The organism is Streptomyces sp. P3 (genome assembly GCF_003032475.1).
Lineage (GTDB): Bacteria > Actinomycetota > Actinomycetes > Streptomycetales > Streptomycetaceae > Streptomyces.
Genome location: NZ_CP028369.1, coordinates 3,879,161 through 3,901,242, shown reverse-complemented (window position 1 = coordinate 3,901,242; position 22,082 = coordinate 3,879,161). Strand labels below are relative to the sequence as shown.

23 protein-coding genes and 3 pseudogenes are annotated in these 22,082 nt (G+C 69.9%); 25 read left to right on the top strand and 1 reads right to left on the bottom strand.

Annotation, left to right across the window (positions count from 1 at the left end; translation table 11 throughout):
- The first annotated feature begins 148 nt into the window (after window positions 1-148).
- The 22 genes and pseudogenes from C6376_RS17535 (at window position 149) to C6376_RS17440 (ending at window position 20,217) form a co-directional block, all read left to right on the top strand.
- Window positions 149-1,024 (top strand): hypothetical protein, encoded by an 876-nt coding sequence (locus tag C6376_RS17535; protein WP_159083223.1) that lies wholly within the window; start codon window positions 149-151, stop codon window positions 1,022-1,024.
- The gene (locus tag C6376_RS17530; RefSeq protein ID WP_159083222.1) at window positions 1,021-2,244 is read left to right on the top strand and encodes a hypothetical protein; all 1,224 of its coding nucleotides are present in this window, start codon (window positions 1,021-1,023) and stop codon (window positions 2,242-2,244) included. The genes C6376_RS17535 and C6376_RS17530 overlap by 4 nt, the downstream gene beginning before the upstream one ends.
- Window positions 2,241-4,016, top strand: coding sequence for an Hsp70 family protein (locus C6376_RS17525; RefSeq protein ID WP_107444271.1), 1,776 nt, complete (start codon window positions 2,241-2,243; stop codon window positions 4,014-4,016). Before C6376_RS17530 ends, C6376_RS17525 begins: the two co-directional genes overlap by 4 nt.
- Window position 4,017: 1 nt before the next feature.
- On the top strand, window positions 4,018-5,355 hold the full coding sequence (locus tag C6376_RS17520; protein WP_107444270.1) for a hypothetical protein: 1,338 nt from the start codon (window positions 4,018-4,020) through the stop codon (window positions 5,353-5,355).
- Between the two features lie 342 nt (window positions 5,356-5,697).
- Window positions 5,698-7,224, top strand: a complete 1,527-nt coding sequence (locus C6376_RS45275; RefSeq protein WP_254075981.1) for a hypothetical protein — start codon at window positions 5,698-5,700, stop codon at window positions 7,222-7,224.
- Window positions 7,225-7,391: 167 nt separating this feature from the next.
- Window positions 7,392-8,066: a hypothetical protein gene (locus C6376_RS17510; RefSeq protein WP_107444269.1), complete on the top strand. Its 675-nt coding sequence runs from the start codon at window positions 7,392-7,394 to the stop codon at window positions 8,064-8,066.
- 114 nt (window positions 8,067-8,180) lie between these two features.
- Entirely contained in the window at window positions 8,181-9,965 is a 1,785-nt protein-coding gene (locus tag C6376_RS17505) for a type IV secretory system conjugative DNA transfer family protein (RefSeq protein ID WP_173985667.1), read from the top strand.
- On the top strand, window positions 9,962-10,978 hold the full coding sequence (locus tag C6376_RS17500) for a hypothetical protein (protein ID WP_107444268.1): 1,017 nt from the start codon (window positions 9,962-9,964) through the stop codon (window positions 10,976-10,978). Before C6376_RS17505 ends, C6376_RS17500 begins: the two co-directional genes overlap by 4 nt.
- Before the next feature lie 258 nt (window positions 10,979-11,236).
- Window positions 11,237-11,482: a hypothetical protein gene (locus C6376_RS17495; RefSeq protein WP_254075980.1), complete on the top strand. Its 246-nt coding sequence runs from the start codon at window positions 11,237-11,239 to the stop codon at window positions 11,480-11,482.
- Entirely contained in the window at window positions 11,479-12,648 is a 1,170-nt protein-coding gene (locus tag C6376_RS17490; protein ID WP_107444267.1) for a DnaB-like helicase N-terminal domain-containing protein, read from the top strand. The genes C6376_RS17495 and C6376_RS17490 overlap by 4 nt, the downstream gene beginning before the upstream one ends.
- A 55-nt stretch (window positions 12,649-12,703) precedes the next feature.
- The gene (locus C6376_RS17485) at window positions 12,704-13,288 is read left to right on the top strand and encodes a hypothetical protein (protein ID WP_107449024.1); all 585 of its coding nucleotides are present in this window, start codon (window positions 12,704-12,706) and stop codon (window positions 13,286-13,288) included.
- A gap of 1 nt (window position 13,289) precedes the next feature.
- A pseudogene (locus tag C6376_RS45270) lies at window positions 13,290-13,472 on the top strand (DNA cytosine methyltransferase); the annotation flags it as partial.
- Window positions 13,473-13,587: 115 nt separating this feature from the next.
- Window positions 13,588-13,866: pseudogene (locus tag C6376_RS45265) on the top strand (DNA cytosine methyltransferase); the annotation flags it as partial.
- A gap of 312 nt (window positions 13,867-14,178) precedes the next feature.
- Entirely contained in the window at window positions 14,179-14,487 is a 309-nt protein-coding gene (locus C6376_RS45260) for a hypothetical protein (protein ID WP_254075979.1), read from the top strand.
- A 153-nt stretch (window positions 14,488-14,640) separates the two neighbouring features.
- Entirely contained in the window at window positions 14,641-15,237 is a 597-nt protein-coding gene (locus tag C6376_RS17475; RefSeq protein WP_107444266.1) for a DUF4913 domain-containing protein, read from the top strand.
- On the top strand, window positions 15,234-16,001 hold the full coding sequence (locus C6376_RS17470) for a glycosyl hydrolase (RefSeq protein WP_107444265.1): 768 nt from the start codon (window positions 15,234-15,236) through the stop codon (window positions 15,999-16,001). Before C6376_RS17475 ends, C6376_RS17470 begins: the two co-directional genes overlap by 4 nt.
- Entirely contained in the window at window positions 15,998-16,486 is a 489-nt protein-coding gene (locus C6376_RS17465; protein ID WP_107444264.1) for a hypothetical protein, read from the top strand. The genes C6376_RS17470 and C6376_RS17465 overlap by 4 nt, the downstream gene beginning before the upstream one ends.
- Window positions 16,483-17,151, top strand: a complete 669-nt coding sequence (locus C6376_RS17460; RefSeq protein WP_107444263.1) for a hypothetical protein — start codon at window positions 16,483-16,485, stop codon at window positions 17,149-17,151. The genes C6376_RS17465 and C6376_RS17460 overlap by 4 nt, the downstream gene beginning before the upstream one ends.
- A 177-nt stretch (window positions 17,152-17,328) precedes the next feature.
- On the top strand, window positions 17,329-17,874 hold the full coding sequence (locus C6376_RS17455) for a hypothetical protein (protein ID WP_107444262.1): 546 nt from the start codon (window positions 17,329-17,331) through the stop codon (window positions 17,872-17,874).
- 48 nt (window positions 17,875-17,922) lie between these two features.
- A pseudogene (locus C6376_RS45255) lies at window positions 17,923-18,486 on the top strand (winged helix-turn-helix transcriptional regulator); the annotation flags it as partial.
- 391 nt (window positions 18,487-18,877) lie between these two features.
- Window positions 18,878-19,822, top strand: a complete 945-nt coding sequence (locus C6376_RS17445) for a DUF317 domain-containing protein (protein WP_107444261.1) — start codon at window positions 18,878-18,880, stop codon at window positions 19,820-19,822.
- Between the two features lie 71 nt (window positions 19,823-19,893).
- Window positions 19,894-20,217 carry a hypothetical protein gene (locus C6376_RS17440; protein WP_254075978.1) on the top strand — a complete coding sequence of 108 codons (324 nt, stop codon included), beginning with the start codon at window positions 19,894-19,896 and terminating at the stop codon, window positions 20,215-20,217.
- A gap of 177 nt (window positions 20,218-20,394) precedes the next feature.
- Here C6376_RS17440 and C6376_RS17435 read toward each other — a convergent pair whose 3' ends face one another.
- Window positions 20,395-20,778, bottom strand: coding sequence for a hypothetical protein (locus C6376_RS17435; protein WP_254075977.1), 384 nt, complete (start codon window positions 20,776-20,778; stop codon window positions 20,395-20,397).
- A 102-nt stretch (window positions 20,779-20,880) separates the two neighbouring features.
- On the opposite strand from C6376_RS17435, the gene C6376_RS17430 reads away from it, so the two are divergent.
- The 3 genes from C6376_RS17430 to C6376_RS17420 all read left to right on the top strand — a co-directional run bounded on the left by C6376_RS17430 (window position 20,881) and on the right by C6376_RS17420 (window position 21,952).
- Window positions 20,881-21,222, top strand: coding sequence for a DUF317 domain-containing protein (locus C6376_RS17430; protein ID WP_107444260.1), 342 nt, complete (start codon window positions 20,881-20,883; stop codon window positions 21,220-21,222).
- Between the two features lie 96 nt (window positions 21,223-21,318).
- On the top strand, window positions 21,319-21,531 hold the full coding sequence (locus C6376_RS17425; protein WP_046915963.1) for a hypothetical protein: 213 nt from the start codon (window positions 21,319-21,321) through the stop codon (window positions 21,529-21,531).
- 91 nt (window positions 21,532-21,622) lie between these two features.
- Window positions 21,623-21,952, top strand: a complete 330-nt coding sequence (locus C6376_RS17420) for an esterase (protein ID WP_107444259.1) — start codon at window positions 21,623-21,625, stop codon at window positions 21,950-21,952.
- The last annotated feature ends 130 nt before the right edge of the window (window positions 21,953-22,082 follow it).

Below are 22,082 nucleotides of genomic sequence, written 5' to 3'. Positions count from 1 at the left end.
GTGTGGGCTCATCTTCTCGTCCGAGCGCGCCCTCCGAGCGCACCGCTTCGACGGTCATGCGACTAAGCGGCCGACCCTCCTCTTCAGGGGACGAGAGTGCGGGCGCACGCGCTTGATGGTCACGAGCCCCAGTGTCTCCGCCGATTGGGTGACCTCGGATGTCGAATCCATCGCCATCAACGGCCGCGAAACCTCACCGTCTGAGGCCGCCGGCTTCCTTGCGTCGGTGAAGGTTGGCGTCCAGACGGTGGCTGTTTCCAATGGCCCGCTGGAGCGGACGTTTGAGTTCGATTTCTGCCTTGCAGAAGAAGACGACCTCTGCCTCGTCGACCAGGCCTTGGAGAAGCTCATCTCCAGTCGCGAGTTGAGTCGCAACGCAATCGACACCTTCATCATGCGTGCCGGCGGCGGGGTGACGGCCCGCCGTTACCGCGAAGGTGTGGCGGCATACCTGTACGGCGTACTCGCGCGTGAAGCGGTCGAGGACCCCGGCCGGGTAGATGCGTCGGGCGCGCCGATCTACGAGCAGCGGTACAACAGTGCGGTCTCTCTGCTGTCGACCTTCGACCGCCCCGCAGCGGAGGCGATCTGCGGGTTGGTCGCGTTGCACTACAACCAGTTCGAACTTGCGGTACGCAAGACCAACAGCCACCGCGTCTCCGATGTCGCGGCGCGGTTCCGATCCCTCCTCGCAGGCGGCGCATTCGTCACGACAAGCCTGGCCGACCGGTCGCACGGAAGCTTCGATCGGGCCTTGAGCGACTCCGTTACCGAGGACCTCCTGGACCTCGGTGCGACGGCTTTGGACGGGACACAGTCATCCATGGTCACCCAACTACTGCCCTCGCTGGGCGAGCTCCGGCCCCAGGACCAATTCAAGGTCCGACTCATCGCGGCTGAGGCGCTGCTCGCTGTGGGAGACATCGATGGTGCATCACGACATGGCGAGGCGCTCAGGCACTCCAAGGAGACCGGCGCCTGGTACGCAGGATTTCGGACCCGATTGCAAGAGGTAGGACGTTGAGCAACGAGACCATTCCAGAGCCCGGCGCGGAGTCGGGGCCGAGCGACCCCGCATCGGCTACCGCTACCGGCGATGGCACTGCCTCGGCCGCGCCTACTGACAATGCGTCAGCGGCACCCGCTGCGGAGAAGGGGACACAGCGGGCCAAGTCCAAGACGAAACCGAAGCCGATCATTACCTCGATCGAGGAGTTGCTGACGTTCGCCTACGAGTCGAACGCTCGACTGCTTGAGTTCTCGAAGGAGGACCTCAAGAAGCTGGCGATTACCGATGAGGGCATCGCGTCACAGAGCGCGCTGGTTGAGTCTCTCGCGCCGACAGACCCAACGTTGTCGGCCCCGTTCAAGCTGCTTCAGTTCGCGGCGCGCCAAGGGGTCCCGCTCAAGCGCGCCGAGGACGGTGGCCTCGCACCGGCGTTGAACCGGCTCGTTGACCTCGCGGTAGTCGCACTGGGCCACAGCCCGGTGTTCGGGGGCAGGGTGGACCAGCTGGTCGATCCCCGCAAGGATCCGCAGCTCTCGATCGAACACGTGCGTGCCGCGGCTCAGCGGGTCGCCGACGAACTTGGAGCGGCCCCGAAGCAATTCAAAGCCGCAGACAGTGAGCGCCTCGTCAGGCATGCGATCGCGTGCTACGGACTCCTCCGCGCGCTCCAACGTGATTGGACCCTGGATCAGTTCATCGATGCGTCGTACGACTCTCTCTGGAGGTACGAGGCCCCGGAGGCAGCAGGGCTGGAGCGAGCCGCCAGCCAGGTCGGGGCAAGCAGCGATCACAAGGTGCTCGGGATCGTCGGCGCGAACTACCTCGCCCGGATCGCCCGCTTGGAACGGCAGGTCACACATCTCGAGAGTGAGGCTGCGGCTGCTCGGAATCGCGAGACTCGGCTCCGCAATGAGCTTTCGACCGTCGAGGAGCGTGAGCAATCTGCGCTGGCTCGCGCCGACGCGTTCTCTGCCGACGTGGTGCGACTGCAGAAGGAGCTCGTGGCTGAGCGCGATAACAGAGTGGTCGACAAGAGCCATATGGCGGACGACTACGAAACGCTGCGAACGCGCATCATCCGGCGTCTCGGGGGTGAGATCGATCTGCTTACCGATGGTCTGCACGCACTCCGGAACGGTGCGCCCGACGTCGCGGAGGAGTTCCTCGACCGTTCTCTGCTTGCCCTCACGCGTGAGGTCAAGCAGCTGAAGGACGCGTCTGGAGGCTTCGCGTGATCGTCGGGTTCGACTTCGGAACGACCAACAGCCTTGTTTCGGTGGTAGTTGGTGACCGCGTGATCGACGTGATGGACGTCGAGACTGGCCGGCCACATCCCTCGATCGTCCGGTACGAGGGCGAGCAGGTAGTCGTCGGTCGCGAGGCCAAGGACGCGTTGGGTGCCGCGGGCATTGGGGTGCACGGCAACACGGTGAAATCGCCGAAGTTCCTCCTCGGCGAGGAGGTAATCGCCGTCGGAGGCGTCGACCGGAGCCCGGTGGACATCGTTGCGGACGTCGTGCGGCACGTCCGGTCGGAGTCCCTGCGCAGTCCGCAACGGAAGGTGCTCGGCGGCCTCGACAATGCTGTGGTCACGATCCCCGTGACCATGAATGGGCACCGACGCGCGGCGCTGCGAGAGGCGTTCGCCGGGGCCGGGATGGGTGTAGCGCAGTTCGTCCACGAGCCGCTCGCCGCCCTGTACGGATTCATCCGGGGAGCAGACGATCCAGAAGAGATGGCCCGGCGGCTTGCACGACGAAACGTCCTGGTTGTCGACTGGGGCGGCGGAACGCTGGACCTGACTCTCTGTCGAGTCGACGAAGACCAGGTTCGACAACTTCGTAATGGTGGCTCGGCCCAGGTCGGCGGCGACGAGTTCGACAAGGTAATTCGCGACGAGGTCGTGAAGCGCGCTCGGGCTCGCGGAAGTGCCACTGACGACGACCTCGCGATCCCTGAGGCTGAACTCCGGCTCCTCCAAGACGCGGAACGCAACAAGATCGAGCTCTCGGCTGACCGCGCCAACGTGACGTTCTACCGGCCAAGTTACTTCCAATCAGGTGCCACGTTGCAGTACCGGCTCACGCGTCAGGAGCTGGAGGAGATCACACGGCCGCTCGTCACGGCAGGTATCGATGAGATCGAGTCGCTGCTCGGCAGCCTGTCGATGGCGCCCGGCCAGGTCTCGCTGGTCGTCGTGGTCGGTGGCATGGCGGCCATGCCCGCGATTCGGAGCCGACTGCACGAGTTGTTTGGCCCGGACCGAGTTGAGGTGCCGACGAACAGTGCCACGTTGATCTCACAAGGAGCTGCGTGGATCGCGCATGACAGGCAGAGACTCCGACTGGCAAAGCCCATCGAACTCGAGCTCGCCCGTGGGTCGTTGATGCCGCTCCTCGCTGCGGGCACCGAAATGCCTCTCGGTGGAGAGATCAAGCACGAAACCCTCCACCTGTACTGCGCGGATCCGACGGACGGGAAGGCGAAATTTCCGATTGCCACTCCGACCGCGTTGTCATCACACCCGCAGGCGAGCGAGCGGCGAACGTCGCTGGGAATGATCACACTCGCCGTCGACGAGACCGCCCCGCCACTGCACGAGCGCCTCGAGCTGAAGGTCGTTCTCGACGACGACTTGGTGTTGTCGGTCGAGGCGTCATCAAGCCAGAAGCACGATCGAGTCACAGCGTCGTACTACGACCTGGAGTTCGGTCTTGGCCTCCCTGCTTCAGCTATGCCCGGAGACGCAGCCGCAGCCCCAAAAGCACCTGAGGAGTCCACAGTCGTGCCACAGGCGGGACTGGTCGTCCGTGCGAATGTGGCGAGGGACAAGGACCAGGCAACCGTTCCGGGCGACGTGCTGTATCGGCACAATTCAAGGGCCTTCACCCGGCACGTGCGCGACGGAGCGACAGAAGCCCAGGTGCTGGAACACCTGTACTACAAGCCGTGCGCCGCCTGCAAGCGCCAGTGGGGGCACCCGGATTGTCGATGCGGAACGGCGTGACATGGCGAGCGCCAAGGTACTCGTGCGAGTGCTCGACCACGGAACGGAAGTCGAGTCCGGAGTCCGCCGTCCGATTCGTCTGACTCCCGATGGATATGCGGGCGTCGCCTATGCGGGCTCCGTCTACCCACTCCGGCAGGGCGATCTCATCGACTTGGACGGAACGAGCTGGGAACTCGCGGACTGCGATCGTTTCCTGTTCACCGGAGCAGAGGTTCCGTACGCTCCCATTGCCGGTGAACCGCTGGAGAAGGCCAGCGGTTTCGACGTCGAGTGGCACCTCGAAACCAACCAGTACGGGCATAACGTCGTCTTCAACGCGTCGGAGCACGTTGCCAGCAGCTTGGTGTCAGCGCTTGAGGACGCGGGTCTCAACGTCCAGCGCTGGGACGTCAGCCATCGTCCAGCAGATGACGGAAACTTCTACGACTGGTTCGCGCGCCTTCGGTTCAAGGGCAGCCAGGCCGAAGCACTTGCGCTCGTCGGGGCTGTCATCGCACCGCCGTCGTCCTCCGCGCCGACGGTGCCAGTCACGGATCCGACCACCTCTCGCCTTGCTGATGCCGAGGGTCGGATCGAGGAGCTGCTCAACCAACTGTACGTCGCGACACGCAAGGGCGAGGCGGCTGAACGTGAGGTCGCGCAGCTCCGTCACGATCTTGCGAACGCGGAGGCGAGCGAGCATCGATACCGGGAATCCGTTGTCCTCGCAGAACGCCGTCATTCAGATCTGCAAGAGCAACTCGCCGTGCTCCGACAAGGCCTCGGAGGCATGGCTGACACGGCGGAACTGTTGAAGAACCTCGCTGACGCCGAGGAGCTTCGAGAACTCGCTCTTGCCGAGAACTCCTTGCTGCTGGAGCGTGTGCGAGCGGCCGACTCGGAAGCCGCAGAAAGCGGAGCACGCGCTGACAACTTGGCGGTGCAGGTAGACGCACTCCTTGGGAGAGTGTCGGAACTTGAGGCTCTGGAGACGGAGCGACTTCGCGCCGCGACCGCGCAACGGCCTCGGCGCGGGGGTGTCATTGAGTTCCTGCCTCGGGCGTTCAGTCGCCTCGAGTTCGTTCTCGATGCAGTCGATGTGATCGCCAACCTCGATTCGCCAGCATCCACGATGAGAGCACTTGCTGAGATCGACTCTGGGCGCCTTGTAGGGAAGGACCTTGAGGGAATGCGTGGTTGGTTTGAGGTGACGAAATTGGCAACGGGCATCGCGGGAAGCGAGCGACTTGGCCGCATCTACTACAAGCCGGGCGGCCAAAGAGTGCTTGTCAGTGTGCACATCAAACAGGACGACCAACAGCAGAGACGCCACATCGAGAGGCTGCGAGCCTTCTGACCCCCGGTTACCGGTGCCTGAGGCGGCCTCGATGTCGGAGCGTTCGACGCGCAGTTCCTTGGCGTCGGGCCTGGCGGTCTTATGCCGGATGTCGTCCCGCTGAGTGGTGCAGTCGATCAAGCTGACGGAATTCCCAGGTCGCGGCCCGAATCGCCCTCGCCGGAGGCCCTGGTGAGGCTCGCTGGGCCGGGACCAGCCGTGATCGCACGGCGGCTGGCAGCGGCATGTACCGGACGGCTCCAAAGCGGAAGCGGCGGACCGTGATCGGCTACACGACGACCGGGGACCGGCCACACCGCGTGCCAGCGGCTCCCCTGTCACTGCACGACCCCAACACCACCGATGTGGACCGACGACGACTGGCTCGAGCTAACGCGCGAGGTCCTCGTCGCCACCGTCATCCGCCACGACGGCCGCTGGGCCCGCATGTACAACGGCGCCCGCTCCATCTGCACGGCCTTCGCCCACGACGAGCCGGGTGACCACAGCCATCTATCACCCATCTCCGGCCGGGCCAAATCGCGGATTCCGCGGATCCTCTGTCCCCAACGGCCCGACCACCCGGGCTCCCGTTCACCACTCCCCTTCGAGGTAGACGCCGTGATCGCCCACCTGCAGCGTGCCAGCCATACCGCCGGCCTCCTTGCGTACCTGTACGGGCCAGGCGAGCGCGGCAACCACACCAACCCCCGCCTGATCGCGGGGGACGGCCACGGCGCCCCGATCGAGATGCTCGCCCAGACCGACGCGCCGGCGTACCTGGCCCACGCCCTCGACGCACCCGTCGAGCGCCTCGGGGCCCGAGCTCCCGAGCGGCCAGTGTGGGTCCGCTCCGATCCCCGGCACCCCGACCTGACCGACTCGCAGTGGGCCTGGGTGGCCCGCCGGGTGGTGGCGGCCACCGGCATCGCCCGGGAGGGCGATCCGGACGCCTGCCGATGGATCGCCGTGCGCAACCAAGCACGGCAAGTGCACGTCGTGGCCACCCTCGCCCGCGAGGACGGCAGCCTCCACAAGGCCTACCGCGACGCCTTCCGTCTCCAGACCGAGTGCCACCGCATCGCCACCGAACTCGGCCACCTGCCCCCGGCCCCGCGCCCGACACCCCGCGCCCAGGAGACCCACGTGCCAGCCCCCTACATCACCATCAGCGCAGAGCCCAGCGGCAGCGTCTCAGCGAAAGGCGCCAGCGACGACCTGTCCGCCACGCTCCTCAAGCACGCCGGATTCCAGCAGATCGAGGACTGGTACGGCCGCCGCCACCGCCTGGCCACCACCACCCCGCAGGCAGAGCGCGTCGCCATCGCCTCCCACGCAGCCGAGATGCTCCGCGCCGCCCGGTACAGCGTCGATCTGGACCCCCACCTCGACACGAGCCGGTTGACCAGCCCGGCCAACCCTCTCGGGCTCTACACCGCCGGAGCCGAAGTCCTGCGGCTGACTGACCAGATCAGGGCCGCCGAGAACGGTGCAGGCCTTGCCCAGGCGGTCGATCACCTCCTTCATCCCGAGCACGGCGTCCTGGAACGCCTCCGGGAAGCTCTGGAGACGGCAGGCGAACAGATCACCGACCTCGACGACGAGGCATACGCGCTCGCCGACCGGTTCGGCTTCGCTGCGGAGTTCGTCAGCGCGGCGCAATCAGAACTCGTCGGAGCGGGACGCGAACTGCACCGTGTCAACGAATCGCGGCAGGACCACGCCGGGGCGCAGACGCAGTCTCCCGCCCCACCCGACGCCCGGAGCGCGGCTCTCGCCACGTCGCCCGCGGCGGACAGGGCCAAGGCGTCTTCGGCGCTCGGAACTCCGCCTCCGGAGGTCGGTACCGCCGTAGGTGCGCCGCAGGTCGCCAGCCCTCGGACCCGTTGATCCCGATCCTCTCCTCTCGTACCCCTCCGGCGGTCTGACGCGCACCGGCCTCATGCGGACAGCCATCGACGCGCTGGCCAGCGCATCCGCCGTCAGACCGAACCAAGTTCCGAGGGGTCTGTCCCACCCACCCGGCACCGACCCAACACCGCGCCCAAGGAGGAACAGTGCCCGAGTTCTACCCGAGCATCGGGGAGGCCGTAGGCGCCGCGATGCAGCACAACATCCGGCTTGCCTACGGTGACAAGGCGCCCGGCTCCGACACGCCCCTGCAGGTCCGACACCTGTCCCACCCGTCGGCCGACCCGTACTCCGTCCCGGGGATGATCTCCCGGCTCACCGAGACGGCAACTCCCCATGAGGTCGCCGGAATCATCGAGGAGGTCAACGGAGCGCTCGGGGCCCTCCCCCAGCTGACCGAACTCGTAGCCGCAGCGGCCGACTGGACCCGAGCCCGGCTGACCTTCGAAAACCCGCACCACAACCCGACCTTCGAGACGTGGACACGGCTGGCCGCCGCCACCCGCATGCTGCGGGACGTCCAGGAGGAATTGGCGGTCGCCGAGGACATGATCGGCGCGTGCCCTGTGCAACTCAGCGACCCCAAGTACCGCGACGAGGTGCCCGCCCTGCGGACCAAGGAGCCGCTCAACGATGTCCTCGGCAACGACACAATCGCGGACAACGAGCCGCCCGCCGCCCAGAACCCGGAAGCGGACCGGCGCCGAGCCGCCCGCGCCTCCTCCCCACACGCCGGCAAGCAGCGGATCGCGCCCTCCGTCGGCGCGACGTCCGAACCACCTGCCAGCGCCCCGCCACCCCGGTCGCCGCGGTCCCGATGACCTCGGCCTGACGCGGCTGTCGCCCCATCCCTGAGCAGGAGCTGCCCCGATGACCACCAGCAGAGCACCGCGCACCCCGCCTCTCCTTGTCCGCTCTCCCTCCTTGGACCCGCCATGCCCGCACCGCGCACCAGCGCGCCCTCGACCACCACCGGCTCCGACGCGCTCCTCTACCTCCTGTTTGGCGTCCTCGGCGTCGGCATCGCCTTCGGCTCCCTCGCCTGGCTGACCGGCAACCTCACCAACTCTCTCGTCGGCACCGGCACCTGGGCGCCGTTCGAGGCCACCAACGCGCTGTTGCACCCCGACGTGCTGTGGCCGCACCTGAGCCCCACCGCTCTGCTGGTTGGCGCGCGGCTCGTCCCCGGGCTGCTCTCCGTCTGCCTCACCGTCACCGTCCTGGTTGTGTGGCTGCGGCTGCGCGGCGGTGCGAAAAACGGCCTCGCCTGCAGGCGGGATCTCGCCCCGCTGCTGGACAGGGAGATCGCCGCCAAGGCGAAGAGCCTGCGGCCGAGCCTCTCCGGCCTCAAACCGAAGGAGGTCGATCCCGCGGACCGCGGGATCCTCGTCGGCACGCACTCCCCGGGCCGGGCCGAGGTCCGCGCCTCCTGGGAGGACGTGATCGTCGCGATCATGGCCCCGCGCTCCGGCAAGACGTCCGGGCTGGCGATCCCGGCGATCCTCGCCGCTCCCGGCCCGGTACTGCTGACCTCGAACAAGGCGGCGAACGACGCCTTCACCGCGACAGTGGACGCCCGCGCCGAGGTCGGCACGATCTGGACGCTCGACCCGCAGCAGATCGCCCACCACCCGCGCGAGATGTGGTGGGACATCCTGGCCGACGCACGCGACCTGGCCGGGGCGAAACGTTTGGCCGGGCACTTCGTCGCCGCCAGCGTCGACGAGTCCAGCGGCGCCGACTTCTGGTCCACCGCCGCGAGCAACACGCTGGGCGCACTGTTCCTGGCCGCCGCCAGCGACCGGCGCCCGATCACCGATGTCCTGGCCTGGCTCGCCTCCCCCGCCGACCGCACTCCGGTGGACCTGCTCACCGATGCCGGCCACGAGGCGGTCGCCGCCCAGCTCCAGGGCACCGTCAGCGGGGCCACGGAAACGCGGGACGGCATCTATGAGACCGCACGGCAGTACGCGAGCTGTCTGCTCGACCCGGACATCGCCGCCTGGGTCACACCCGACAAGCGCCTTCCCGAGTTCAAGCCCTCCGCGTTCGCCACCTCCCGCGACACGTTGTACCTGCTCAGCAAGGACGGCGGCGGCTCGGCATCGGCGATCATCGCCGCGGCGGCCGACGCGGTGATGCGCGCGGCCGTGGTCGTCGCCGAGCGCTCCGGCGGGCGGCTCGACCCGCCTGCCCTGTGCGTCCTCGACGAGGCCGCCAACGTGTGCAAGATCTCCGATCTCCCCGACCTGTACAGCCACTTGGGCTCACGGGGCGTGATCCCGATGACGATCCTGCAGTCCTACCGGCAGGGCCAGCGATGCTGGGGCGAGACCGGCATGGACGCACTCTGGAGCGCCGCCACGGTCAAGATCGTCGGCTCCGGCATCGACGACATCGACTTCGCCGACAAGCTGAGCCGCGCGATCGGGGAGCACGAAGTACGGACCGTCTCCGTCTCCCACTCCGACAGCGGCAAGTCGACCTCCGTGTCAATGCGCACCGAGCGGATCCTCGCCCCCGACGCGATCCGTGCGCTGCCCAAGGGCAAGGCACTCCTCCTGGCCACCGGCCTACGCATCGCGCTGCTCGACCTCAAGCCCTGGTACAAGGAGCCGTCGGCGAAGACCATCGCGCCTGCCTCCGCCGCCGCCACGGCCACCATCACCGACCGCGCACTCGCGAAGGCGAACAACTCCGGCCTCAGGCGTGCGGCATGAGCGGGGTCTGGGACGTCCCCGCCGCCGAACGCGTCGCCGCCCTCCGGGGCGAAGCAGCCCACCACCCCGAGTCCGGAGCGCAGGAACTGTCGGATCTGGAACTCCTCAACCGGGCCTACGAGTCCGTCGTCCGCGACCGGATCGACATCCACGACGCCTACATGCGCCTGCTCACCGATCTACGCCACCACGACGACCAGGTCCGCGCCGGGGCCGTGGCCGGCTTCCGCCCCCAGATCGATCGCATCGCCCGCCACGTCGTCAGCGAACACCTCAAGCCCTACTGGCAGTTGGTCCACCGCGTGGAACAGCTGCCGGAACGGCTCTCCGCCGGGGACATCGAATCGCTGCGGTCCCAGGCGGCGTCGGTGCGGCACTGGCTACGCCAGGACGGGCCCGCCGAGGACCGGCTCGACCCCGGCGACGCCCGGGAACACCTCAGCACCCTGCGCACCGTCCTCGCCGCGCTCAAGGGACGCCAGGACGTCCCCACGGACGACGCGCTGCGGCTCATGAACGCGGCTCTCAACGACGGACCGCTGCTCGACCTGTTCGAGGTCGGCACACCCGAACTGCTGCCCGAGCCCGCCCCACCCGCCTTCGCCGGACCCGGCTGGACAGTCCGCGCCCACATGTGGACCTACCAGCCGGCACCCGACGACGGCTTCGTCACCGCCGTCCGGCTCGGCGACGAATGGCGCATCGACCTGTGGTCCCCCGCCGGTCCCCTCCTCGCCCGAGGCACCGCACCCGAGAACGACGTCGCCGCCCTCGCCGAAGCCCTCGTCGCCCGGGCGCCGACCTGGACCGCGGACCGCTCCGACTACGCCTGGCGCCGCTTCACCGACACCGCCAACGCCCTCCAGCACACCGACGACACCTCCCCACGAGTCCGAGCCGCCACCGCACGCACCACGACACCCCACCGCCCCACACCGCACACTCCACCGCCCGCCACGTCGTCCCTCCCGGCGTCCGCGCAGACGGCTCTCGACCGCAGCCGTCGCCGCTGACGGAGGGCACGCCGCTGCTCAGCCAGGCGTATCCGCAGCGCAGTCGCCAGCCTCTGGACCGGGCACCGATCGACCGGGTCACCGGCCACGAGTGGTCCGGACATGAGGGCGACATCTTCGACGCGCTGGCGGACGCCGAACTGGAGAACGGCGACCCGGACGGCTGCCCGCCCTGGTCCCGCCGCTCCGGCACCCCCGTCCAGGCCGACGTCGACCCCACGGCCTGCCCCTCCCCTCTACCTGCTCAGGAGTCCCCTCGTGTCCTCGCGCACTCCGTCCCCTCCTCTGGCGCGTTCCGAACGCCTCGCCCGGTCACCGGTCGTCCGACGCGGTGGCCAGTGGTGGCTGGTCACCGGTTCCGGATCGATCCTCGCCACCGATCCGAAGTTCACCGGCGAGCTGGACCGCTTCGCCGACGCGATGACCGCCGCCGACCAGGCCGTCGCCAATCTCCGCTCGCAGCAGGACGACCCGCCGTCTCCCCGCCCCGGGCGGCAGCGATGAACCCGCTGCTGAGTGCCGAGCAGGCGGTGCTCGGCTCGGTGCTGCTCGACCCCGGCCAGCTCACGCACCTGGACTGGCTCGCGCCCGATCACTTCTACCGGCCCATCCACCAGGCGCTGTTCGCCGCCTTGCGCAAGCTCCGGACCGAGAGCCATCCCGCCGTAGCGACCGGAGAACGCGTGCCGCTGTCCTGGGTGATGGACGCCGTCGCCGAGGCCAGCAACCATGTCCGAGGGCTGACCGCCGTGTATCCCCACATCCTGATCTCAGCCTGCCCGCGACCCGAGCACGCCCCGGTGTACGGCCGGATGGTGCTGGAGGGAGCGATCCACCGCAGCGTGACTGCGCACGCGATCCGCCTCCACCAGGCAGCCCGCGCCGCCGCCCTCCAGGGTGAGGTGGAAGGAGCGCTGCACCACGCGGACGTCCTGACCGGGGTGCTCGAAGACCTCGCACGCCGCTGGGGGTCCGAACCGCGCCCGGTCGCCCCGGCGGCACCGCCCACCACAGCTCCCGTCGCGCCGCCGCCAGCACGAGCGGACCAGGTCGCCGAGGACGAGCAGTTCCTGCTGGCGGTCCTAGTCGAGCAGCCGAAGGCGATGGACGAAGTCGTCGGCTGGCTGCGACCCGGCGACTTCGCCGATCCCGCCCACGGCCAGCTCTACCGCTGCCTGGGAGCGCTGCACCACCGCGGCGAACCCATCGACCGGATCACCGTGCTGTGGGAAGCCCAGCGGCGCGGTCTGCTCGCCGACGGCACGCTGACCACCGAACAGGTCACCGCCATCTGCGACGGCGTCGGCCCCGGCAGCGCCGCGTGGCTCGGCGAGCAGATCATGCGCTTCTCCGTCGCTCGTACGGCCGCCGCCTCCGCCCGCGCCATCCGCGCCCTGGCCGAGAACGAGACCCTGGCCCCCGGACGGCTCATCAGCCACGCCCTGCACGCGCTCGGACCGCTCGACAACGTGCGCGCTCGCTGGCAGACCGCGAACGGCCACCTCGCTCCGGCGCCGCCCCCTGCGCCGTCGGCCGAGGGGCCCCCGACGGCGCAGGTCCACGCCGCCCTCGCCCGCAGCACGGCGCGACCGGCCGCACGGCCCTCGGAATGCCCAGGCTCTGCCTCCACGCCATCAGCCGCACGACCGCCCTCACGCACCCACGGCTGAACCGTCCTCGCCCACCAACCCAGCCCATCCGACTGAACCCACCTTGGAACGCCCCGTGGACAACACCCCACTCTCCGACGCCCTGGCCCTGCGCGCCATGGCCTCCGCCTTCGACGCCCAGCGCGGCAAGCTGCCGGTGCCGGGAGACCCCCACCGCTCACCCGATGTCGTCGCCGTCGCCCGCCAGATCTCCGAGCTCGGAAAGCTGGTCACCGATCTGGGCGACGAGGTCCTCTTCCGTGCCGCCGGCCAGGACCAAGCGCCCCACACCGCTCGCGTGATCACCAACTTCGCCGCCGCCGTCGAGCCCGCGAGCGAAGCGGCTTCCGCCCTGGGAGCGGTGGCCCACCAGGTCGCCTTCCTGAACCAGCCCGAGAGTCTGCGCGACCAGCCCGACGCCAGGGATGCCCGGGAGGCAGCAATACGGGTGATGGAGGAAGCACTCGCCACCGCCGGCGCGGCACTGCACGACGGGGCCAACTCCCTGCACGCCGCGTCGGCAACGATCTCTCCCCCGTCCGCGCGGCTCCAGGCCGCCCGTAGCCGATCCGCGACCACCGCGCGTTCTCCGGGGCCTCCGCCGCCCAACGTCACCACGGCGGTGGCGGCCCCCTCAGACCGAATCGCACGTGGCCGGTGACATGGAAACCACCACCGCGCGAACGCCGTTGATCGGCTCGCTCTGCTCGGGTTACGGCGGTCTGGACCTCGGGGTCCAGACCGCGCTCGGCGGCACCGTGTCCTGGCACGCCGAGATCAACCCCGACGCCGCGCGCATCCTGGCCCGGCACTGGCCCGGCGTGCCCAATCTGGGGGACATCACCGCCGTCGACTGGGCCGATGTGCCTCGGGTGTGCGTCCTGACGGCCGGTTTCCCCTGTCAAAGACGTCTCCGTCGCCGGCCGCCGGGCCGGACTCAACCCCCACACCCGCTCGGGGCTGTGGCTGCACGTCGCCCGTGCGGTCGAAGCCCTCCGCCCCTGCTTGGTGGTGATCGAGAATGTCCGAGGTCTCCTCACCTCGCCCGCCGGTTCCCCTGGCGACGTGGAATTCTGCCCGTGGTGTCTGGGAGACGACCCAACCCAGCCTCCTGTGCGGGCACTTGGTGCCGTACTCGGATCCCTGGCCGATATCCGGTACGACGCGAGGTGGCTCGTGCTTCGTGCCTCCGACGTCGGAGCCCCCCATCGACGCGAGCGCACCTTCCTCGCCGCCTGGCCCGCCGAGCACCCTGCTCAAGACCCCGACGAGCAACATCGGCAAGAACGGCGGCTCCCAGCACCCGTCGAAGAGGAAAAGCGGCGGCCACGGCCCGAACCTGGCCGACGAGGTGGAGTGGCTGCTGCCCACGCCGAAGGCGTCGGACGGGATCAAGGGCTCGCCGAACCAGCGGCACGGCAACGGGGACATGACGCTGCCGAGTGCGGCAGCGTCGCTGCTGCCCACCCCGAGGGCGAGCGACACCGGCACCCCTGGCCGCCGTCCGGGCAAGGGCTGGCGTCCGCCCCTGTCGGCGGTGGTCCTGCCGCTGTGGGCGGAGGCGGCCCCGGAAGCGGAGGTACCGACGGGCGATGGGGAGCGTACGCCTCCGCCATCGCCCGATGGGAGAACCTCACCCGCCCCGCGCCGCCGCCCACCGACGCCGCCGGACGCCTGCGCGCCGACTTCGTGGAGTGGATGCAGGGCCTGGCTCCCGGCTGGGTGACCGCCACTCCGGGACTCGGCCGACCGGCTCAGCTCACCGCGCTCGGCAACGGCGTGGTCCCCCAACAGGCCGCCCGAGCCGTGCGGTTGCTGGCACCTCCCTTTCCGGGCTGCCCCCGCTGCACCGCGCCGTAGCGCCCCATTACCCGGTTTCCCCGGCCGCGCCAAATCGCGGAATCTCCGCATCCTCCTGCCCATGCCGACCTGCGAAGGGAGCACCGCCGTGACCTCCAGAAGAGCGCGCCGCACTTCGCCCCCGCCCTGCTCGCTCACTCCCTTGGATCCGCCATGTCCGACCCCAGCAAGGCCACCCCCGAGCCCGAGCCGTTCCGCGTTCCCGACGGCGACCTCGACGATCTCGCCAGCACCCTCGCCAAGACCATGGCGGAGGTACGCCAGCACGGCGTCATCCTCGACCGCCTCGGCTCCGAGCCCGTCCCCACCCCTCAGCCCACTGCGGACACCTCCACCGCAGGCGCCGCCGACGCCGCCAAGGCCGCCGCCCCGGCCTCGGTGTTCATCCTCGCCCTGGGCGGCGAGGCGTACGCCGTCGAGCTGGCCGCGCTCAGCGACTGGGTCAACTACCTGTTCCTGCCCGTCTACGGACGGGAGATCAGCACTACCCGACCGTGGTGCGACCAGTGGCACGAGCACCCCGAGGCCGTTGCCCGGCTGCACGCGCTCTGGCTCGCGTGGCAGCAGCTCACCGACGCCGAGGCCGGCCTGTCCGGTCCCTCGACGTGGCACCGCGATCACCTCGACCAGGCCCTGGTTCATCTCCGCGCCCCCGACGGCCCCTTCGCCGCATGCACGACGAGCCCGACCCGGCCCAACCACCGCGTGCTGGCCACCCCGGCGCCCGAGCTGACGGGAGCCACCCAGTGATCGCCGAACCCGACTTCCGCCTCGCCGACTTCGAGCCTGCCGACGCCGCCTCCGAACTCGCCGAGAGCAGCATCTGGGCCGGAGACCTGACCGTGCTGGCCGAGCACCACACCACCCCGGAGGGGACGCACAGCTACCTCGTCGCCCACGACAGGTCGATGACCTGGGGCGTCCCCGGTGATCCGGCACTCGTCGCCATCAAGATCACGCGGGACCTGCGCGAGCGCACGTTCACCTTCGAGACCGCGAACCACGCCAGCCTGGCGTTCGCCCAGAACTGGCTGATCGAGCATGGCTGCCCGCCCGAGCGGATCGCCCAGGCCAAGGGGGACTCCCTGAAGCCCGCCGACGATCTCACCCTCTGGGTCGAGCGGCAGATCCGGGAGTCAGGCTCTCGTTACAAGGTCCTCGACAGTTGGACCTCGGACTTCGCCCCGTACGAGACCTGGACGTTGACCCGTGACTCCAGCGCCGCTCAGGCACCGATTCGTGTCTTCCTCGAAGAGGGGAACCCCGACGCCCACACGTACACGATGCGCGAGGGCGCCTTCACCGACGACGCCGCCGCCCGCCACTGGCTGGAGCACCGCGGCAGTCCGCTGCCGCAGCCTCCGGACTACCGCGGTGAGGCCGCCGCCCGGCTGACCCGCGCCGCCCTCACCCGGTCATCGGGTGCCTCCGCGATCCCGAAAGCCGGCCGCGACACGGGCAACACGCCGTCGGCAGGAACGGGTCAGCGCCCGACCCCCCGGAGGCCGATGTGAGCCGCGCCCGCTTCGCCTTCGCCGCCCACACGGACGCCATCGCGGACCTGCGCCAACTCCCCGACGAAATCCGCGACCTGGCGCTGCTGGAACTGCAGAACCTGGTCCACGGCAGCGACGACTGCCTGCCGCTGACCGGCCGCCTCGCGGGCTTCCACAAGGTCTACGTCGACCCGGCCGTCTCCTACCGGATGGTCATCCAGTTCCGCCCGGCCCCGCCCACCTCGACCCACAAGCGCGAGATCTACCTCGTCGCGGCCGGTGCCCGGGAGGACTACGCGGTCTACCGCACGGCCCAGCTCCGCACCAACCGCACCGGCCTCAACCGGCACGAGGGCACCGACGCGGCGGCCGAGGCACGAGTCCAGGCTGCCCGGTCCCGATCCCCCCACGCGATCGACCCGACCGCATCCCTCCCAGCCACCGCACCGGCGGCAGCCAGCCCCTCCGCCCCGGCCACCTCCCGAAAGGCCTCCATCCGATGACCGCCGACCGTGCGTCCCTCGACCGCACCGAACTGGCCGGGCTGCTCACCGACGCCGCGCGCAGCGTCTCGGAGGTCCTCACGACCGAGTACCCCACCTCCGCCGGCCGCTCCTACCTGCATCCCGTCCTCGGCGCACTGTCCGCCGGTCCCCGGGTGGTCCGCGAACTGAACGACCGGCTCGAAGAGTTCGTCGCCGAGGAGCCGCTGCCTTCCACCCCCGCCGGTCTGTTCACCCTGGCGTCCTACGCTTCCGCGCTCGGCTGGCTCACCGAGTCCCTCGCCGAGCTGACCGCCTCCGTGGACCAGATCTGCACGCGCGTCGGCATCCCGGCCGAGCTGCCGGACCCGGCCTTCGTCGCGCCCTCGCCGACGGACCAGGACGACGAGTTCGACTTCGCGTTCAGCGCGCTGGAGTTGGCCGCCATCCGCACAGCCGCCGAGGCTGCCGACCTCAGCCCCGGCGACTACGTCGAGGTGCTCTCTCGGTCCCTGCTCGCCGCTTCCCGGATCACCGACGCCTGCATGGAGATCTCCAGCGGCCTCCTCGAAGACGCCGCGTACGTCCTCGGCGAAGCAACCGATCACGTCCGAATCGGCGAGGGCCCCGACAGCCTGCCCACCCTGGTGCGCTCCCTGCTCGCCCGGATGAACGCTGCCGAATGAACCCCCACGACAGGGCGAAGCGGCCCGGCGCGCACCTGATCGCCGAGGAGTTCGGCGTCGAAGACCCCTGGGCGCTGAGCGACGACCGTCTACCCCGCGACCCGCGTTCCCTCACCGGCCCGACCGCCAAACCCTCCCGCTCCCGCTCCCGCTTAAATCCCCAGGAGGAAGACCCCCATGTCCACCGTGAACTACACCCGCCATCTGGTCGAGCACCGGTACGGCCGCCCGTTGGAGGACCTCCAGCGCCACAACGCGCATGGCGGTTCGGGAGATCCCGTTCTGCCCATCGTGCTGCGGCGGCTCGACGGCCTGGCCACGACGAACGCCCATGCCCGTGCCGCCCGCCGCAATCTCGATGCTGCCTGGCAGCACTGCCGCTCCGGCGAACACGCCCTCGACGACCTCGTGCTGCGGTACGCGGCCGAAGTAGTGGACCTCGAACGCCGCGAGCAGTCGGAAGCCGAGGCAGTCTGGGACCTGCTGGACGTCCGCCTACTCCTGGACCAGCCTGCCGCCCGCCGGCCTTCGACCGTCCGGCGAACCGGCCCCGCGCCGGGCGACGAGGACCTCATAGCCGTATCCCGCCAGGTCGCCGCCCGTCTGCCCCGGCTCAACCGCGAAGCCTTGCGCCAGGGCCTGCGCGCCCGCGGCATCCACGTCAGCAACCGCCGCCTCGGCACGGTGCTCCAGCGTCTCCGCGCCGAGCGCGACCTCCACTGATCCGCACCCCGCCGCCCGATTCCCCTTCGCCATAACGGAGTTAGCGCCATGTCCGCCCCTGCACAACCCGCAACCTCCCAGATCGGCTTCGTCGACGCCCAGCGCGTCGAGGAGGCACTGTCCCTGATAGCGCCGAAGTGGACCACCTGGTCGTCACAGACCCTGGCCCAGCAGGACGGCCCCATGCGTGTGCGTGATGTCGCCGCCCGTCTCCCCTTCGTCAGCGAGCAGTTCGTCGGCAAGCGGCTGGCCCAGATGCACGATGACGGGCTGGTGATCCGAGCCGGTGATCGCCACGGTGCCCCGTACCAGCTCAGTGGGTTCGGCGACGCCCTGTCCCCGGTACACCGTGCGCTGTCCGACTGGTCCCACGCGCACCTATCGCTGGGCAAGGTGGCCGGTGCCGAGCGCGTCGAGGACGCCGTGCGCCGACTGCACCTTCGCCACTCGACCGCTGTGATCCAGGTCCTCGACGCGGGCGGGCCCATGCGGTTCGTCCACATCTCCGAACAGGCAGGACTGGACAACAGCTTCACCCGGCAGCGCCTGATCCGGCTTCAGCTCGACGGCCTGGTCACCCGCACCGGACCGCGCCACGGCGATCCATACGTCCTGACCGCCGCCGGACGGGCGCTGGGCCCGGTCTACGCAGCCGTCGAGCACTGGAGCAACCCCGTCGCCGCACCACGTCCCGCCCCTGTCCGGGTCGCGGCGGCCACGCACCCTCACGGGCATCCCGCCGGGATCGGACGGCATCCGTACCTCAGCGGCCCTGCGGCGGAGCACCGCCGCGCCCAGCTCCCTGTTCAGCCATGCCCCGCAGCCACAACCGCGGGTGCCGGTGGCCGTGGCCGCTCAGTCGGCCTCCTCCCGAGGCCGGTGACCCGGGTGGCGCTGAGAGTCAACCGCTTCACGCCGTTGCCACGGCGCCCCCGTGCGGTCCAGCCGTTCGTTCCTCTGCGCACGCGGGCGCGTTCCCCTCCTACACCTCGGAGTCTCGACCGTGAACACCCAGCCCTACGACCAGCATCCCTATCAAGAGGTACTGGTCAGCCCCATGTACCTGGCCGGCTCCAACGGGACCGGGGACGCTGGCTTCGCCCCTGTCAGTCACTGGCCGCACCACTATCTCGACGAGGGCCCCTGCCAGCTCCTCGTCACCTCGCCCGACCAGCGAATACGGATCGGCTGGTTCGGCGACGACTTCGAACTGTGGAAGATCACCGCCGCCGAGGACGCCGTCTCCGCACCCCGCTGGACGGCAACCTTCAACCACGTCACCCCGGCCGAGATCGTCGCCGGGCTCACCAGCGCTCTGGCCCGCGACTACGCCGAATCCGAGGCCAGCGAAGGCAACGCGCGCTTCTTGACGAACCCGTCGTTGTACTGGGCTGGTGCCGTCCGGCCGCTGACCAATGCCGGCTGGACCCGCGACGAGGCGGCCGAGCGCGGCACTGTCGAGATCATCGCCCCCGACGGACAAGCAGGCGTTCTGATCGACAACCGCCTCTCTGACTGGGACGACGAAACCGTCAGGCTGTGGGCCGGTCCTCCGGGTTGGGGCACGCGCGCGGAAGCGGTCTTCACAGCCCGCACCCCGACCCACCTGATCGCGGCGACCGCAGCCGCCATGTCGGACTCAGCCCCGGCGATTCGTGAGCGGCACCAGATCAACCGCAAGGTGGAGCACCTGGTCACGCTGGCCCCGATCGGCCAAGCCGCCGATCCTCAGATCTCTCGTGCTCCGACCCCACTCGACGTGCGCCGCACCGCTGTCGCCCAGGCCGTCCACCGCGCCGCACGCGCCCCGCAGACAGCAGCCGACCTCCGCGTGGTGGCCGCTCGCAGTCGCACCGCGACTGCGGCACAGAATCTGTCGGGCAACCTCGCACACGCAGCGGCGGCCAGGCCGCCGGCCAGCCCGTCGGCCCCACGGCACAGCCGCTGACTCCCGCCCCCAGCCCCTCCGAGACGTCGCCTCTGACCGAAGCAGCACCTCCGAATACCGGGAGTTCCGCCATGCCCGACGCCACCGCACTCGACCAGGCCGACGCGATGATCGAGAAAGCCTGGGGCCGCCCTGGCCGCCCCATCGAGGCGCTGGAAACCCTCGCGGTCCGCCGCCCCGTCGAGGATCCGCTCCTGCGCTCGGCGATGCATACCCGTTCGAGCCTCGTCGTCTCGAACAACGCGGTCGCCGTCCACCAAGACCGCCTGCACGCCATAACCCGGCCCGGTCATGTGCCGGCCTTCCACGACCTGGAGCGGATCACCAGCTCTGCGGTGGACCTGCGCGTCGCGCAGGCCGAGAGCCGCATAGCCTGCAGGCGATCAGCCACGTGATCCAGGCCCGCGAAGCCGCCATGACCACGGACCGCGCACCGTCACTCAGCCTGGCCCAGGCCGCTGTCGCCCGCTCCGCGCACGCACCGCGCGCCCTGGGCCAACCACCGGACCAGCCCGCCCCGTTGGCCGCTGTCCGCCCCACGGTGGCCACGACCGGGCCCGGACGGTAACCGGTCAGCAGGAGCCTTCGTCGCGATGGGCCGCACCGAACCGGGGGTCCATCGCGCGGGCCAGCTCCACGAACGTCAGCTCGACGCGCCGCCCGTCCGCGATCCGACGCTCCACCGCGGCTTCACCGCCACGCTGCCTCCGGGCCTGGATGCCCACGGCCCACTGGCCGTCGGCCACCATCGCTATGTCGCCCACCGTCCACGGCCGCCCGGCGCCACGGATCTTGCGCTCCAGCCCGGCACCGTCCCAGTGTCTGCTCGACTCCGCCATGGCCTGCCCCTTCTGCTCCGTACGGCCCCGCGCCGCAACCCGGTTACGACAACCGATCGCGCCGATCCATTCCCCGGCCCGCAGGCCTCCTCCCCCCTCGGCGGCCAGTTCGCCCACGGCAGACGTCACCTTCCCGGAAACGACTACGTACTTCGGCACACCGCATGTCAACGTACGGACGTCGGGAATACCCGCAGGTCAACGAAGGGACGCCCACTCGTGAACGCCTCCAGCACCCTCCTGCCAGCCGTCGTCCGCCCCGCCGTGGAGGAACGCGTCTGGCTCTCCAGCGACCACTGTGCGAGCCCGGTACTCGAACTGCTCGGCGGGCTCGGCTGGGCGATCGTCGACACCCCGGAGGCCAACGTGCACTGCACCAGCCCGGACGGGCGCGTCTACGTCGGCTGTCTCCCCGAGGACACCACCGCTTGGAAGCACGGCATCGTCTGGCAGGTCCGGGTCCACCCCTCCGACGCCGAGCCCTGGATCCAGGAGTTCGGCCCCGACACCCCTTCCGAGGCCGTGGCCGGGTTCCTCGCCGCGCTCATCGCTGGCCGCTGAACCACCCAGCAGACGGTCTTGCGCGACCAACTCTGCCTCGACGCCCCTGACGCTCTATCACCACACCGCTTCACCCTCGATCCCGGAGGCTCCCCGTTGCCCCAGCACCTGACCGTCGGCCACCTGCTCCGCCAACTTCAGAACCTCGACCCCGACCTGCCGATCCGCCTGGCCGTCAACCCCGACTGGCCCTTCGCCCACTACGTCGGCACCGACGTCGTCGTGGGCGACGGCATGGCGTTCATCGCCGAAAACGGCCAAGAGGGCTACCTCCCGGCATCGGTCCGCAACGCCCTCGCCTGGGCCTGACCCACCGTACGGACCTGTCCAGGAGGCCCCGATCTCACCGCGACCCCGCCCTTCCACCGCCCACCCGCTGCACGCCCTCGCCGTGCGGCCCATGCCGTCGGGAGTGCGCGGCGCAGTGGTCCAGCGCGTCTCCGCCCTCCCGGAGGGACCGCTCGACGTCTTCTGGCTCCCGGCGGGCACCCCTGAACTCCCGCTCGGCCGTATCCGCCTGCACTGGGAGCCCGCCCCCCACGGGAGCTGGGACGTCACCGCCCACCTCGGCCTGGCCACCACCGAGGTTCTCCTCGCCTCCTGGCCCGCCGCCCCCGACGACTGGCCGCGCCTGGTCCGCCCCACCCTCCACGAGGTGACCGGCCTGTGCACCGCCCTCGCCATCGCCACCAGCGCCCTGGACCTCTCCAACCGCCTCGCCGAGGTCTGACCGCCACCGCAGAAGGTCGGGGAGCCCGAGGGGATCTCACCCTCGGGCTCCCACAGATCCGTACGTGACAGTCTCCCGTCATACGACTCTTGTCGTTCTGGTCACCTGACTGTCGGTTTCGCCCAGGCCC